Genomic DNA, 13,438 nt, shown 5'->3' with positions numbered 1-13,438 from the left:
TTCAAAGTAAGACTGCAGTTTCACGCAGCGCTCCTACATGTGTTTGTTTTTATCAATGGATTTTGCGGCCGCGTCTTGCTGGCTTATCACGCCAAGGGCGACCATTTTTTGTAATGCCTGTTCCATGGTTTGCATACCATGGGCCTGACCAGTCTGTATTACTGAGTACATCTGCGGAACTTTATCTTCGCGGATCAGGTTTCTAATGGCAGGAATGCCCACCATTATTTCGTGAGCAGCCACCCGGCCTCCCCCGATCTTCTTCAATAAGGTTTGCGAAATAACCGCGCGAAGGGATTCCGATAACATTGATCGTATCATGGCTTTTTCTTCTGCGGGAAACACGTCGATGATCCTGTCGATGGTTTTAGGTGCAGAGTTGGTGTGCAAGGTGCCAAACACCAGGTGCCCGGTTTCCGCCGCCGTCATTGCCAAACGAATGGTCTCAAGGTCGCGCAGCTCACCTACAAGAACCACATCAGGGTCTTCCCGCAACGCTGAACGTAAGGCGTTGGAAAAACTGTGGGTGTCCCGGTGTACTTCCCGTTGATTGAGTACACTTAGTTTGTTGTCGTGGACAAACTCAATGGGGTCCTCGATAGTGAGAATATGGTCGCGCTTGGTATTGTTTATGTGGTCTATCATCGCTGCAAGCGTGGTACTCTTACCTGAACCGGTTGCCCCCGTTACCAATACCAGTCCCGTGGGCTGGTCTATGATACTGCGAAATATCTCGGGCGCTCCTAGATCTTCCAACGACAAGACTTTACTTGGAATAGTCCTGAGCACGGCAGCGGCACCGCGATTCTGCACAAATGCATTCACCCTGAAACGCGACAAATCTTTAACTTCAAAAGAAAAATCCACCTCAAGATTTTCTTCGTATTCCTTGCGCTGTTTGTCATTCATTATTTCATATATCAGCGCATGCACCTGTTTGTGATCCAGCTCTGCGACGTTGAGGCGGCGCATTTCACCGTCAACGCGAATAATAGGCGGCAGTCCTGCCGATAAGTGCAAATCTGAGGCTTTATTTTTAACACTAAATGCCAAAAGTTCGGTAATATCCACAACCACTTCTCCAAACACAGGTGACTAATGCAAACAATAGCAGAACGACTGAAATCCGCACACTTGCGAATGGAACGCGCCACTGCCAATGCGCATCGTCCACCAAAATCCGTTCAATTGCTAGCGGTGAGTAAAACAAAACCGGTATCTGATATCACCCAAGCGTATGAAGCAGGACAACGTTTATTTGGTGAAAACTATGTGCAGGAGGGAGTAGAAAAGATCCAAGCCCTCACCCATCTCAAAGACATTGAGTGGCATATGATTGGTCCCATTCAGTCAAATAAGACCCGTATCGTGGCCGAACATTTTCACTGGGTCCAATCAGTAGACCGGGAAAAGACTGCCCGCCGCCTCAACGACCAGCGTCCGGCCACCATGTCAGCACTGAATGTATGTATTCAACTGAATATAGATGGCGAAAGTAGCAAATCGGGCATCGGCGAGCAGGAACTCCCCGCGTTAATTGAAACGATAGCCGCCATGCCAAACTTGCGTCTACGCGGATTAATGGCGATCCCCGAAGCCACAACTGATACCGTTAAACAAGCAACAACGCTGGGTAAACTGGCAGAATTATTTACCCAATATCACACAAAGCTGAGCGATTTTGATACCCTGTCCGTAGGAATGAGTGGCGATCTCGAAGCCGCCATCGCCCATGGTTCCACCATGGTCAGAATAGGTACGGCCATTTTCGGCAGTCGAAACAATGGCTAACTCATTTTTCGGATATTTTTTCCACTGAATCTAAAGGGTTTTCATGCAACAGAAAAAACTAGCTTTTATTGGCGCAGGTAACATGACTCGCAGTATTATCAGCGGGCTAATTCAATCGGGTTACGACAAAACACGCATTCTCGCCAGTAACCCGTCCATGCCAAAGCTGGAGGCACTAAGCGAAGAATTTGGTATTCAGGTAACCCAATCAAACGACGAAGCGTGTCAGTTTGCTGAAGCCATTGTACTGGCAGTTAAGCCACAAATTATGGCAGACATGCTGGGCGCGTTGACAGCTAACAACGATCTTGAAGGCAAGTTGTTTTTGTCCATCGCCGCAGGCTTACCCGTTGCCCGCTTGCAGACAATGCTCGGAGGCGAATACCCGATAATTCGCATTATGCCTAATACACCGAGCCTGATCGGCAAGGGGATGTCGGGATTATATGCCGATGATACCGTTGACCGCGACGATAAAGATTATGCCGACAGCGTTATGGGGGCAGTAGGTGAAACCGTGTGGGTTGACCGTGAAGACGGCATTAATGGTGTCATTGCCGCAGCCGGCAGCAGTCCGGCTTACTTTTTCCTGTTTTTGCAGGCGATGGAAGAAGAAGCCGTTAGTATGGGCTTTGACAAATCCGTAGCCCGATTAATGGTGCAACAAGCCATGTTAGGCGCAGCAGAAATGGTTTGTCACAATCCAGAGATTGAATTAAGTCAATTGAGATCCCACGTTACATCTAAAGGTGGTACAACAGCGGCAGCTGTAAATACCCTGATAGAAGAAGGCCTGCAGGAAACCGTCAGCAAAGCCATGCGCGCTGCCGTCGCTAGGGCTGAAGAAATGGCCACACAGTTTTAATTTATACAGGAAACGTTACATGAACGACGCATCGGTATTTTTAGTCAATACCCTCTTCGATTTATATCTGATGGTAGTGATTTTACGATTGTGGTTACAATTGGTAAAAGCGGATTTCTACAATCCTGCCAGTCAGTTTATCGTCAAAGCCACGCACCCCATTGTCGGTCCGCTGCGTCGGGTCATTCCCTCTATAGGCAACTTCGATACAGCCACTCTTGTTCTGGCAATAGCTGTTGCTGCATTAAAGTTTGTGGCCCTCACCTTACTCTTTGGTTCAGGTATGATAAACCCGGTGGCCATCATCATTCTGGCGCTAATTACCGTTCTCAAGCAAGCTTTGTCGCTAATGTTCTGGATGTTGATCATTCGCGCCATACTCAGTTGGGTCTCACAGGGACAAAATCCCATTGAATATGTGCTTTATCAACTCACCGAACCCTTTCTCGCGCCCATCAGAAAAGTGATCCCCCCGATCGGCGGGCTCGATTTGTCAGTGCTCATCGCCATTATTGCATTGCAGTTTATTCAGATACTGCTGCAAAACACTTTCGGGATTTACTGAGCCTTTTTTATTTAGTGTTGGAGAAAAACCATGACGTATCGCCCGAGTTATATCACCTGGTTAATGGGCTGCCTACTCGTGTTACTCAACAGTCATGCATCAGCAGAACAGATGGAAAAGCTGGGTAAATGGGATGTGCATTACATTGTGGTTAACACTACGTTTTTCACTCCCGAAATTGCTAAGCGCTATGGCATTATACGCAGTAAGTACAATGCCATTGTGAATATTTCTGTGCTCGATAGTCAGACAAAAAAACCGCTCAGTACCGCCGTTTCCGGTACTGCGCGAAACCTCTTAGGTACCACCAGGCCCCTCGCCTTTAAGCGCATCACAGAGCAGGATGCTATTTATTACATTGCACCTGTGTCGTTTAATGACAGGGAAACATTTCGCTTTTCTATTGACATTCAGCAGGGCAACCAAACCCAAACACTCAAGTTTCAGCAAGAAATGTTTGTCGATTAAGCCGCTCGCGCTTAACCCACTTACGCCGGAAGATGAGCAACTTCATTTTTCCATGCCCGTTGGTAGGCCGGTCTTCCCAATACACGCTCTGCGTAGGTGGTGACATTGTCATAGGGCCAGGTCATTTTGCTGCCCTTGGCCCATGCGAGAATATGACCTGCAACGATGTCCACACCGGTAAACAATGCGCCGGTTAAATAGGATTTATCGCCGAGCATAGCTGAAAATGTAGCCATAGCGGAGGCAAATTCAAACTCTGCCACCCGCTGCATCCCGTCGAGGCGATATTCCTCCGCTAACGCAAATTTGTGCTTCGCCATATTCCACAAAGGTTGTTCAAGTTCTGTGGTTAAAAATATCATGGCCTCTTCGTAACGCATTCTTTCCGGCGAACCTAGCACGGGCATAAACTCCTGTTGGCCATGCTTGTCTAGCAACCAGGTTACAATGGCCGCAGACTCCATCATTGTGCCAATTTCGCCTGCTAGTGCCGGTACCTTTCCAGCCGGGTTTCGCTGTAGGAAAGCTTCTGATTTTTGCTCTCCCGTGCGCAAGTTTACCAGTTGGTACTCGTAGGGCAGTCCGAGTTCTTCCAACGCCCAGGCAACGCGCACTGAGCGTGTACGGGGGAATCCGTATAGAGTGTACACAATTCTTCTCCTGTTGCGGTTTACTGCGGAAAGACATTGGCCGGTGACCATAAATTTGTCCATTGCGGCCATCAATATCACGCATTCAGCCGTATAACCGTTGCAATAAATAAAAACATCCCAACCTCATTCGTACAGCAATACCAATAAGGAGACAATATGTCCACATATAAAGAAATTGCGTTAGTGAAACGCCCTGACGACGGAAAAATTGGCCCGCATTTATTCGAAACCCGGGAAAAAACTATTCCATCGGCAAAAGACGGTGAGATAGTCATCAAACAAACCCATATGTCCTTGGATCCTGCCATGTTGGGGTGGATGAGTGACGACAGAGAAAGCTACATTCCACCGGTTGAATTAGGTGATGTCATGCGCTCCAGCGGCGTTGGGGAAGTCGTCGAATCAAAAAATGGGGATTTTGCCGTCGGCGACAAAGTGATGGGAATGACGGGCTGGAGTGAATATGTAGTCAGTAACGGTAGAGGATTTAATAAACTGCGGGCAGGTATTAGCGAAGAAATGGCGCTGTGCGTGTTTGCGTTACCCGGATTAACAGCCACCACAGGTCTGTATAATTTTGGCAAACCGAAACAGGGTGAAACCCTCATCGTTACCGGGGCCGCGGGTTCTGTGGGTTCGATTGTTGGTCAGTTAGCAAAAGCAGATGGACTGCGTGTCATCGGGGTTGTGGGCAGCGACGACAAAGCCGAGTGGATAGTAAATGAACTCGGTTTTGATGGTGCTATCAACTATAAAACTGACGATTTAAAAGAAAAGCTAAAATCCCTGACCCCAGATCGCATTGATGTATTTTTCGAAAACACCGGTGGCCCTATCCAGCACCACATAGTGAACCGTATGAATGAGCACGGCCGCATTGTTGTCTGCGGTATGATTGCCGATTATCAGGCTGAAAAACCTTCTCCAGGACCCAATTGGATACCGCTGATCAAAAAACGTATCACAATCCAAGGTTTTGCCATGCCGGATCACTGGAACGAGATACCGCAATTATTGGAAAAACTCACCCCTTATGTTCAACAGGGAAAAATCAAATATCGCGCGCATATCATTGAAGGCTTAGACCACGCCTGTGAAGGGCTGAACATGCTTTTCGAAGGAAAAAACACGGGAAAAATGATATTGAAATTGTAGGTTGGTTCGGCAGGCCCGGCGGGGCTTGTCTCCAAAATATGTCCCCAAAATAGTTCAACGCACCATACCAAGGCATTTCTATTGTCCTTAGATACAGGCTTCCGACCAGTTTTTATGGGCTGACTGGCCGTTTGTCGCAACTGAGGTGCAGATTATCCCCTTATTTCGAGCCCATCGCGCCAGATTATCTATTTGGAATGCCAGTTGCATTGACGTTGTCTGTGACCGAAACCAACGGTATTACCTCACCGTCGAATTAAACAGAGAAAAACAGCATCACTCAACCATTCAAGAGAAGAGAAAAATCATGGCAGCAAATCGAACAGAAAGCATGAGCACATCGGGTATTTCAAGACGCAAATGGTTAAAAACAGTTAGCGTAGGCGCAGGCGCTGTGGCCCTCACCGGCTGTTTTGAAAGCGGCGTTAAAGAGCTTCAGGCGGCCGGGATGAAAACCGCACATTTCCCATCAGCAACCCCGAATGTCAACGATGGATTGGTGCGGCTCTCTTCCAACGAAAATGCCTTTGGACCTTCACAGAAAGCGGTTGATGCAATGCAGGGTGAACTGTTTAATCTTGCTCGCTATACCGATGCCACGGTTGACGTGTTAAAACAAAAAATTGCCCGGCAAGAAGGAGTATCGGCAGATCAAATTGTCGTAACAAACGGCTCCTCACCTATTCTGTTTGGCTATGCAGAGTGGATAACCGAAAACGGCAATAAGTTGGTAACTTCCATGGCAACCTACGAAGGTATTCCCCGAGGTGCCGAATTCATGGGTGCTGATGTTACCTATGTTCCTCTAGACGCTGAAATGGGCTTTGATCTCGACGCCATTGAAGCTGCAGTAACTGACGACACAACTGCCGTGTACATATGTAACCCCAATAACCCAACAGGAAAAATAGTAGATCCGGCGAAACTCACCGCTTTTGCCAAACGGGTGTCAAAGAAAGCACAGGTTTTCATCGATGAAGCCTACATAGAAATGTCAGACGCTTATCCGGCAAATGTACAATCACAATTAGTAGCTGACGGCCACAACGTGGTTATTTGTCGCACTTTTTCCAAAATACATGCCATGGCAGGCCAGCGTTTAGGCTATGCCATCATGCCTGCAGATCAAGCCAAACAATTGGGCAGAAAACTGCGCATGGGTGGAGTGAACTACCTGGCTTTAGTTGCCGGTATGGCCAGTATGGACGACCACACTAACCTCGAGACTATGCGGAAGCGTATAAGAGTCGAACGCAATAAACTCACCGCTGCGGCTGAAGCCCTTGGTCGTCCTTACGCCAAAAATCCGCAGGGTAATTTCATTTACGTGGATACGGGTATGCCCCACGATGCGTTTGCTGAAAAAATGAAAGCAAAGGGAATCAAAGTCGTGGGCAGAACCTGGCCCGGCTTTGACTCTTGGTCGCGAATAAGCGTAGGTACGCCAGAAGAAACTGATGCCTGTGTTGCCGCCTTACAAGAAGTATTGGCGTAATTTATTTGTCAGCGCGCGGAGTGATTTCTGTGCGCTGACCTCAGTAAATGCCATTGACTCGCTAAAATACGACACATGCCGGCGAGATAAACGAGGTCACAACGGGCTTCATCGCCAAACTGCCGTCTTCGGCCAGCTTGTATGCATGCACCTCGTTAGAATCTAAGAGCCCAACGACCAACCACTGCCCGTCTGGTGAAATTGAAAAATCCCGGGGATTACAGCCATCGCAGTAGAGCACATCCGTTAAGACTAGATCGTCCTGGTTTAGCGCCATCGTATATATAGCATTTTCACTTCGGCTTCCTGCGTAGCAAAGCCGTTTGTAGGGGTGCCTTTTTATTGTGGATGCGCCGTGGTCAGGTAAAGTCACATCAGGCTCCAGCTCCAATTGCCCCGAGAGAATATAACGACTGCCATTCCAAGTATATTGATAGACGCAAGCAGACAATTCACCTAAGACCAGCAGCCGATTACCCTCGTCAAAATCCACAAGGTGTCTTGGCCCACTGCCTGCAGGCAAATTCAAATCCAAACCAGGTTGTGGGATCAGCCGACATTGTGAAATCGAATATGCACAGACTTTGTCGAGCCCCAGATCTGGCACCAGGAAAATCCCCTTTGTCTGCAACGGATAAATTTGGTGTGGATGAGGGCTTCCCTGGCGCTGCGGGTTAACACTGTGCCCGCTGTGTCTGATGACACATCGCAACGGGCCAATGGCGCCACCAGCCAGTATTTCATAAGCCAGCAAAGCACCTGTGCCGTACAATGCCACAATCAATACGCCTTCAAACTCTGCCAGATGGCAGGCGTAATCTCCAGGAATGCGCTGACTCGACAGCACCGAATAGCCATCGCCCTTTCCCCTTGTAAGTGCGCTCACCCGGGGCCCTGCACTTTCCTTGTCTTCGCTGATTGCGTATATCACTGGATGATTCTGTCCCCTTGCAAGAAAGCTCGGATTGGGAATAATGACATCGTCGTGCTGTATCAGTTGCCCGGTAATTAAATTCAGCTTCGCACAATATACTCCGTGCCCTTCACCAATCAGGTTGTCATCGATATACGATGTGTAACTTCCCAAAAAGACGTGTACACAGTGTTTCATTTTATCATCATCGCATATTCGTGATTCAGGTGCCGGATGACGGTGAGTTCGTCTCCCGGTTTTCTTAAAAATTCGTTGACAACATCGCCTACATGGCGCTGAAATGACGGCCACCAAGGATACTTTGGACGAACCCATGCGTTGGCAAGTGTTTTCCCGGTATTCGAGAAAAAATGGCCAGCCACCGTGTTTACATTTTCGTCAGACCAAGCCCGAATGTGAGCAGGCTGCCCATTCTCGGCGAAATACAGCCCTTTTTGCTGTTGTTCAGAGCACAACCATAACGCAAATTTTGCAGCAGCCTCCGGGTGCTTGCAATAAGCTGAAATAGCGAAGCCAGCGCCGCCTAAAATGGCTGAATAACTGTGCTGGTGCTTATTTATTGGCATAGGGACATCGTGAAATGACAGTGCGTGGCGACTAAAACCAGACCGTGAATAGTTGTTATAGCCAAAGATTAACGGAGCATACACTACGTCACTTTCTTCAGACATATAATCGAGAAGGTCTATGGGGTTCCAGTTAATCCCGTCCGGATGGCAAACTTTTTTTAACCGTAACAAGAAAGCGAGAATATCCACGCCCACGGATTCATCAATAAATGTCAAACCATCATGCATTTGCTTTACCTGAGCTCTTTGCGCAGCGAGCGACAAGAAAGAACACATCGCATCTGTGGGGCACAGTGCCATACCAACGCCCTTCATGTCGAAAACTTCTTGCCATGTTTGTGGTGCAGTCCTTTTGTGCAAGTCAGGCCGTAAGACGGCGATTTGCGTAGCTGCGTCTACAGGCATAGCCCACTGTTTGCCCTGATAGTGATAACTGGAATAGCTTGGCTCACCAATAGTTTTCCCTATAGACGCCAATTCTGACGCAGGCACCAGCTCATCTAACGCCAACAGACAATTCTCTGATACCGCCAGGGGTATGTGCGGATGATCGATAACCAGCAAATCATAATTGCGTGACAATGAAGTAAGCGATGCGTCACCAAAATCTTTAAGTGAGCGCTTACTCCAGTTGATCTTTACGCCTTCGTTCTGAGCATACTCACGTGAGCAGGCTACGAGGGGGTCGTAACCGCGACTGTGATCCCAGGTACTGCCTGCGAACTGAATGTCGGTCATGACTACTTAGCCCCCTTGTTGACAAACTCGGCGATGCGTTTTTTGCTTTCCTGCCCATTGTAAAATTGTGCTAACAAGCGCTGTTCGGCCATTAACTGAGAACCCTTGACGTCGCCAGAAGCGGCCAGCGTTAGTTGTTTGATTGCCGTCAGGCAGTCCGGATTTGCTTCTTGCAACGGAGCGACAAATCTTTTCACTTGATCCATAAAATCTTCGGATTTAGGCACAACGGTATTGACCAGCCCCCGTTCGCACAACCAATTTGCGTCTACCGCCTTTCCCGTCATTAGTAGTTCGTTTGCGAGATTGCGACCCAGCTTCATTGCTAATCGCTGAGTACCGCCCCCGCCTGGAATTAAAGCAAGTTTGATTTCAGGCAAAGCAAACTTGGCCCACTCAGATGCCACTATCATGTCGCACGCCAAGGCTATTTCAAACCCACCACCAAACGCATAACCATTCACTGCCGCGACGACCGGCTTAGTATTGTTCTCAATTGCACTGTAGAGTGCTTTACCTTGCGCCTGAAAAGCACTGAATTCCTGTTCTGTTTGAGCGGCATATTCCTTGATGTCTGCCCCGGCCATAAAAGCTCTTCCAATCCCCGTGACTACACACACCTTGATTTCGCTGTGCTGGGCCCCGTTAACAACATTCAGCGCATGGATAATTTCGTCCATCATGGCACTATTCATCGCATTCAACTGTTCGCTACGGGAAAACGAGATGAATGCTACGGTATTTTCCGTTTCCAACTGAATATGACGGTATTTCACAATGCGTTTTCCTCGTTCTGGCTATAGACAACACCGCCTTTGAACAGAGCAGCGATTTCCTCCTCCCGATAACCGACTTCAGACAGAATTTCCTTCCCGTGTTGCCCCAACAGAGGCGCTGGCTTATCGATTTTCCCTGGTGTTTTACTCAGTTTTACCGGTACATTCGTCACTTTTACGCGCCCGGCTTTGGGATGCTCAACATCGACAAAGGTCTCATTGTGTATCACCTGAGGGTCATGCTCTACAGCGCACTGCTGATTCACACGTGATACCCACAAATCAAAGCTAAGCAGGCGTTCGATCCACGCTTCGGTGCCCTTGGTTTTGGTTATTTCCTCAATTTCAAAGAAAATTTCATCTCTTTTTTCAAATAAAATCTTCGAATCAGCATATTTTTCCAGATGTGGCGCTTCTAAGGCTTCAACCAGTGTATGCCAGTCACCCATCGCAATCACAATATACCCATCAAGGGTTTTATAAGTGCCAAACGGTGCACCATTCCCCGGGTGAGCAATACCTGATTGTGGGCGTTCAAACTGTCGCCCCATATTTTGGATAGTGAAAAAATCCTGCATTTGAAAGGCGATGGCAGACGAGAGAAGGTTGACTTCCACAAGCTGCCCTTGCCCGGTTCTTTGGCGATGAAACAACGCAGCCAGGATCCCATATACAGCATTGAGCGCACTTACCTGATCGCAAAGTGCAGTACCAATAGCAACAGGCCCGTCACTTGCTCTGCCAGATGTCGTCATCGCCCCGCTGACCCCTTGTACCAACAGGTCCTGACCCGGCCTGGAGACGTAAGGACCGCTGGTTCCCCAGCCTGACGCCGAACAGTAAATTATATCCGGCTTGATAGTTTGTACATCTTCATAGCTGAACCCTAAGCGCGCCATTACGCCTGGGCGAAAATTTTCAACAATCACATCAGCTGATTGAATGAGCTTGCGAAGCACCGCCTTTCCATCATCGCACTTTAAGTTCAATGAAATAGACCGCTTGTTCCGATTCCACGGCATAAAGCAAGGCGATTCAGTACCTTCAATCCACTCGTCAAAGAAGGTCATACTGCGATAAAGGTCGCCGCTGCGAAAGCGTTCAACTTTGATCACATCTGCCCCTAAATCACCAAGCATCTGCGTAGCATACGGCCCCTGCAGCAACTGTGTTAAATCGATAATCCGAATTCCGTCCAGTGCGGCAGTCGGAGTGTGTTTGTTATTACTCATCACGTGTGTTCCTCATATCTGGGGACGGTTGACAGTCCACCATCAACTTTTATGTCTGCGCCATTGACGAATGCAGCATCATCTGAAGCGAGAAAAACAGCGGCAGATGCTACTTCAGACGTTCTTCCCAAGCGGCTTGCCGGACTCATTTTTTTACTCTGCGCCAAAAATGCTTCCCCCTCCTCTTTTGCCCTGTTTTCATTCATTGGTGTCAGAATGGCACCGGGCGTAATCGTGTTGAATCGCACATTCATGTCGCCAAACTGTCCGGCTAATTGAATAGTCATTGAGCGAATGCCGCCCTTTGCTGTCGCATAGGCTGTCCAGTTGCGCCATGATCGACTGGCCTGTACTGATGAGATGTTGATAACGCTGCCACTTTTGCGCGTTAGCATGGAGGGGAGAAAAGCCTGAATGGTGCGATAAACGCTGCTCAGATTAGTATTAATCACCGATGACCAATCGGCTTCGCTCATGGAGACGATATTCCCTGGAATAGCCACCGCAGCGTTATTAACTAAAACATCTATTTGTGAGTGGTCTCTTAGCACCTGTTTTGCCATTTGCTTGACACTATCGCTGCAACCAACGTCACAGGTTACCGCGTCAACAGAATCGTAATCTCTAAGAAGTAAGTCCTTTTCCAGGTGTAATTTATCATTGTCGATATCTGTCATGACAACAGTGGCGCCGCACTCCGCAAACCCTTGGCTTATAGCTAAACCGATACCGTTTGCCGCGCCCGTGACAACCGCCACTTTTCCTACGAGTGTATTCAACATTGTGACCCTATTTTCGTAACCAGTATTCTTCGATTTCTTCCAGCGACATGCCTTTGGTTTCCGGGAGAAAACGATTTGCAATGAAGTAAGTCGGCACACAACAAAGCGCAAAAATCCAAAAGATACCGGCTTCGCCTAAATGACTTCTCATAAATGGAATTAATTGCCCTACCAGGGTATTTGCAATCCAGAGTGCCAACACAGCAACTGACATGGCCCTGCTTCTGATATTGGTGGGAAATAATTCGGAAAGAAGAACCCAGATAACAGGTCCATAAGAAAACGCATAGCAAGCGACAAAAGTCAGAATAAAGGTCAATTTAAGTGACGAATGTGCATTGGTGTAAAACATAATACCGGTAAGGGTAAGAGAGAGAATTATTCCCGTGACGCCAATGTACAAGAGCCTTTTTCGACCAATAATATCAATGGTAAAAATGGCAATAAATGTAAAAAGCACATTGATAGAGCCAACGAATACCTGGCCAATAAAAGCGCTTTGGGTATCCATCCCGCCCTTGGATAAAATACTGTTCCCGTAGTACATGATGGCGTTTATACCACTTGTTTGCGTGGAAATTGCCAGCAAAGCACCTGCGAGGATCGCTAGCTTTATCTTGCCACTAACGGGGCGGGACGTTTTTGTGTGTTCAGGGCCGTTAACAACGGCGTCGAAATCGGAAATCCCAAACCGCTCGACAATTTCAGCCGCCTGTTTTGTCCTTCCTTTCGTCCATAACCAACGAGGACTTCTGGGAATGAATAACAACAAAACGATGAAAGCCAACGCCGGAATGACCTCTACGGCAAACATAAGTCGCCATGCTTCATCCGCTTTATCATCGACAAAGGGGGTTAACGCAGACTCGGAAAATGCCTGCAACTCGGCGCCGACAAAGGCATTGGATAAAAAGGCACTTAAAATTCCCACAGTGATGGCCAATTGATAAAGCGACGTCAACCGGCCGCGTATCTTTTGCGGCGCTATCTCAGAGATATAGATGGGGGAAAGCATAGAGGCTACACCGACACCTACACCACCTACAATTCGGAATATCACCAGCCAGGAAAAAGTAGCTGCCATGGCACATCCCAACGCGGAAACAGTGAACAGCACGGCGCTAAATAGCAAAGAGGGCTTCCGTCCGTATAAATCACCAACAATCCCCGCCATAAGTACGCCCAGCACGCACCCAACTAAGCCAGAACTAACGAACCACCCTTCCTGAAAATCGTCCAGCTGATATTGTTGTTTCACCATATCAGTTGTGCCGGAAATCACTGCCGTATCGAACCCAAACAGAAACCCGCCTAAAGAAGCGATCAGTGCGAGCTTTAAAATTTTGTTTTGCATGAAATTGCCTTAAGGATTAAGGGTATCACCTCATCACCGGCCCCCAGAACGGGGGCGGTAA

At 48.1% G+C, this 13,438-nt stretch carries 14 protein-coding genes; 6 read left to right on the top strand and 8 right to left on the bottom strand.

The window, feature by feature from the left end; translation table 11 throughout:
- Window positions 1-33: 33 nt before the first annotated feature.
- Window positions 34-1,071, bottom strand: coding sequence for a type IV pilus twitching motility protein PilT (locus KO518_RS06660; protein WP_216025045.1), 1,038 nt, complete (start codon window positions 1,069-1,071; stop codon window positions 34-36).
- 27 nt (window positions 1,072-1,098) lie between these two features.
- Here KO518_RS06660 and KO518_RS06655 point away from each other — a divergent pair, with 27 nt between their 5' ends.
- The 4 genes from KO518_RS06655 to KO518_RS06640 are packed head-to-tail and all read left to right on the top strand — an operon-like array spanning window position 1,099 to window position 3,689.
- The gene (locus tag KO518_RS06655) at window positions 1,099-1,791 is read left to right on the top strand and encodes a YggS family pyridoxal phosphate-dependent enzyme (RefSeq protein WP_216025044.1); all 693 of its coding nucleotides are present in this window, start codon (window positions 1,099-1,101) and stop codon (window positions 1,789-1,791) included.
- A 43-nt stretch (window positions 1,792-1,834) separates the two neighbouring features.
- Complete coding sequence (gene proC, locus KO518_RS06650; protein ID WP_216025043.1) at window positions 1,835-2,656, top strand: pyrroline-5-carboxylate reductase; 822 nt, start codon at window positions 1,835-1,837, stop codon at window positions 2,654-2,656.
- Between the two features lie 19 nt (window positions 2,657-2,675).
- Entirely contained in the window at window positions 2,676-3,221 is a 546-nt protein-coding gene (locus KO518_RS06645; protein WP_216025042.1) for a YggT family protein, read from the top strand.
- Window positions 3,222-3,251: 30 nt separating this feature from the next.
- Window positions 3,252-3,689, top strand: a complete 438-nt coding sequence (locus KO518_RS06640; protein ID WP_216025041.1) for a DUF4426 domain-containing protein — start codon at window positions 3,252-3,254, stop codon at window positions 3,687-3,689.
- Window positions 3,690-3,709: 20 nt separating this feature from the next.
- Here the strand turns inward: KO518_RS06640 and KO518_RS06635 are convergent, their stop codons facing one another.
- A complete protein-coding gene (locus KO518_RS06635; protein ID WP_216025040.1) occupies window positions 3,710-4,339 on the bottom strand; it encodes a glutathione S-transferase family protein in 630 nt (209 codons plus the stop codon).
- Between the two features lie 159 nt (window positions 4,340-4,498).
- On the opposite strand from KO518_RS06635, the gene KO518_RS06630 reads away from it, so the two are divergent.
- Both KO518_RS06630 and KO518_RS06625 read left to right on the top strand, forming a co-directional pair.
- Window positions 4,499-5,497, top strand: a complete 999-nt coding sequence (locus KO518_RS06630) for an NADP-dependent oxidoreductase (RefSeq protein WP_216025039.1) — start codon at window positions 4,499-4,501, stop codon at window positions 5,495-5,497.
- Window positions 5,498-5,804: 307 nt separating this feature from the next.
- Entirely contained in the window at window positions 5,805-6,992 is a 1,188-nt protein-coding gene (locus tag KO518_RS06625; RefSeq protein WP_252736004.1) for a histidinol-phosphate transaminase, read from the top strand.
- Between the two features lie 61 nt (window positions 6,993-7,053).
- Here the strand turns inward: KO518_RS06625 and KO518_RS06620 are convergent, their stop codons facing one another.
- The 6 genes from KO518_RS06620 to KO518_RS06595 are packed head-to-tail and all read right to left on the bottom strand — an operon-like array spanning window position 7,054 to window position 13,377.
- Window positions 7,054-8,103, bottom strand: a complete 1,050-nt coding sequence (locus tag KO518_RS06620; RefSeq protein WP_216025038.1) for a beta-propeller fold lactonase family protein — start codon at window positions 8,101-8,103, stop codon at window positions 7,054-7,056.
- Window positions 8,100-9,233 carry an ABC transporter substrate-binding protein gene (locus KO518_RS06615; RefSeq protein ID WP_216025037.1) on the bottom strand — a complete coding sequence of 378 codons (1,134 nt, stop codon included), beginning with the start codon at window positions 9,231-9,233 and terminating at the stop codon, window positions 8,100-8,102. The genes KO518_RS06620 and KO518_RS06615 overlap by 4 nt, the downstream gene beginning before the upstream one ends.
- Before the next feature lie 2 nt (window positions 9,234-9,235).
- The gene (locus KO518_RS06610) at window positions 9,236-10,009 is read right to left on the bottom strand and encodes an enoyl-CoA hydratase/isomerase family protein (RefSeq protein ID WP_216025036.1); all 774 of its coding nucleotides are present in this window, start codon (window positions 10,007-10,009) and stop codon (window positions 9,236-9,238) included.
- Window positions 10,006-11,241, bottom strand: a complete 1,236-nt coding sequence (locus KO518_RS06605; RefSeq protein WP_216025035.1) for a CaiB/BaiF CoA-transferase family protein — start codon at window positions 11,239-11,241, stop codon at window positions 10,006-10,008. The genes KO518_RS06610 and KO518_RS06605 overlap by 4 nt, the downstream gene beginning before the upstream one ends.
- Window positions 11,241-12,023 (bottom strand): SDR family NAD(P)-dependent oxidoreductase, encoded by a 783-nt coding sequence (locus KO518_RS06600; RefSeq protein ID WP_216025034.1) that lies wholly within the window; start codon window positions 12,021-12,023, stop codon window positions 11,241-11,243. The genes KO518_RS06605 and KO518_RS06600 overlap by 1 nt, the downstream gene beginning before the upstream one ends.
- A gap of 7 nt (window positions 12,024-12,030) precedes the next feature.
- Window positions 12,031-13,377 (bottom strand): sugar porter family MFS transporter, encoded by a 1,347-nt coding sequence (locus tag KO518_RS06595; protein ID WP_216025033.1) that lies wholly within the window; start codon window positions 13,375-13,377, stop codon window positions 12,031-12,033.
- Window positions 13,378-13,438 lie beyond the last annotated feature (61 nt).

Source organism: Aestuariibacter sp. A3R04, from assembly GCF_018860805.1.
GTDB lineage: Bacteria > Pseudomonadota > Gammaproteobacteria > Enterobacterales > Alteromonadaceae > Alteromonas.
This window is presented reverse-complemented; position numbering and strand designations above follow the sequence as displayed.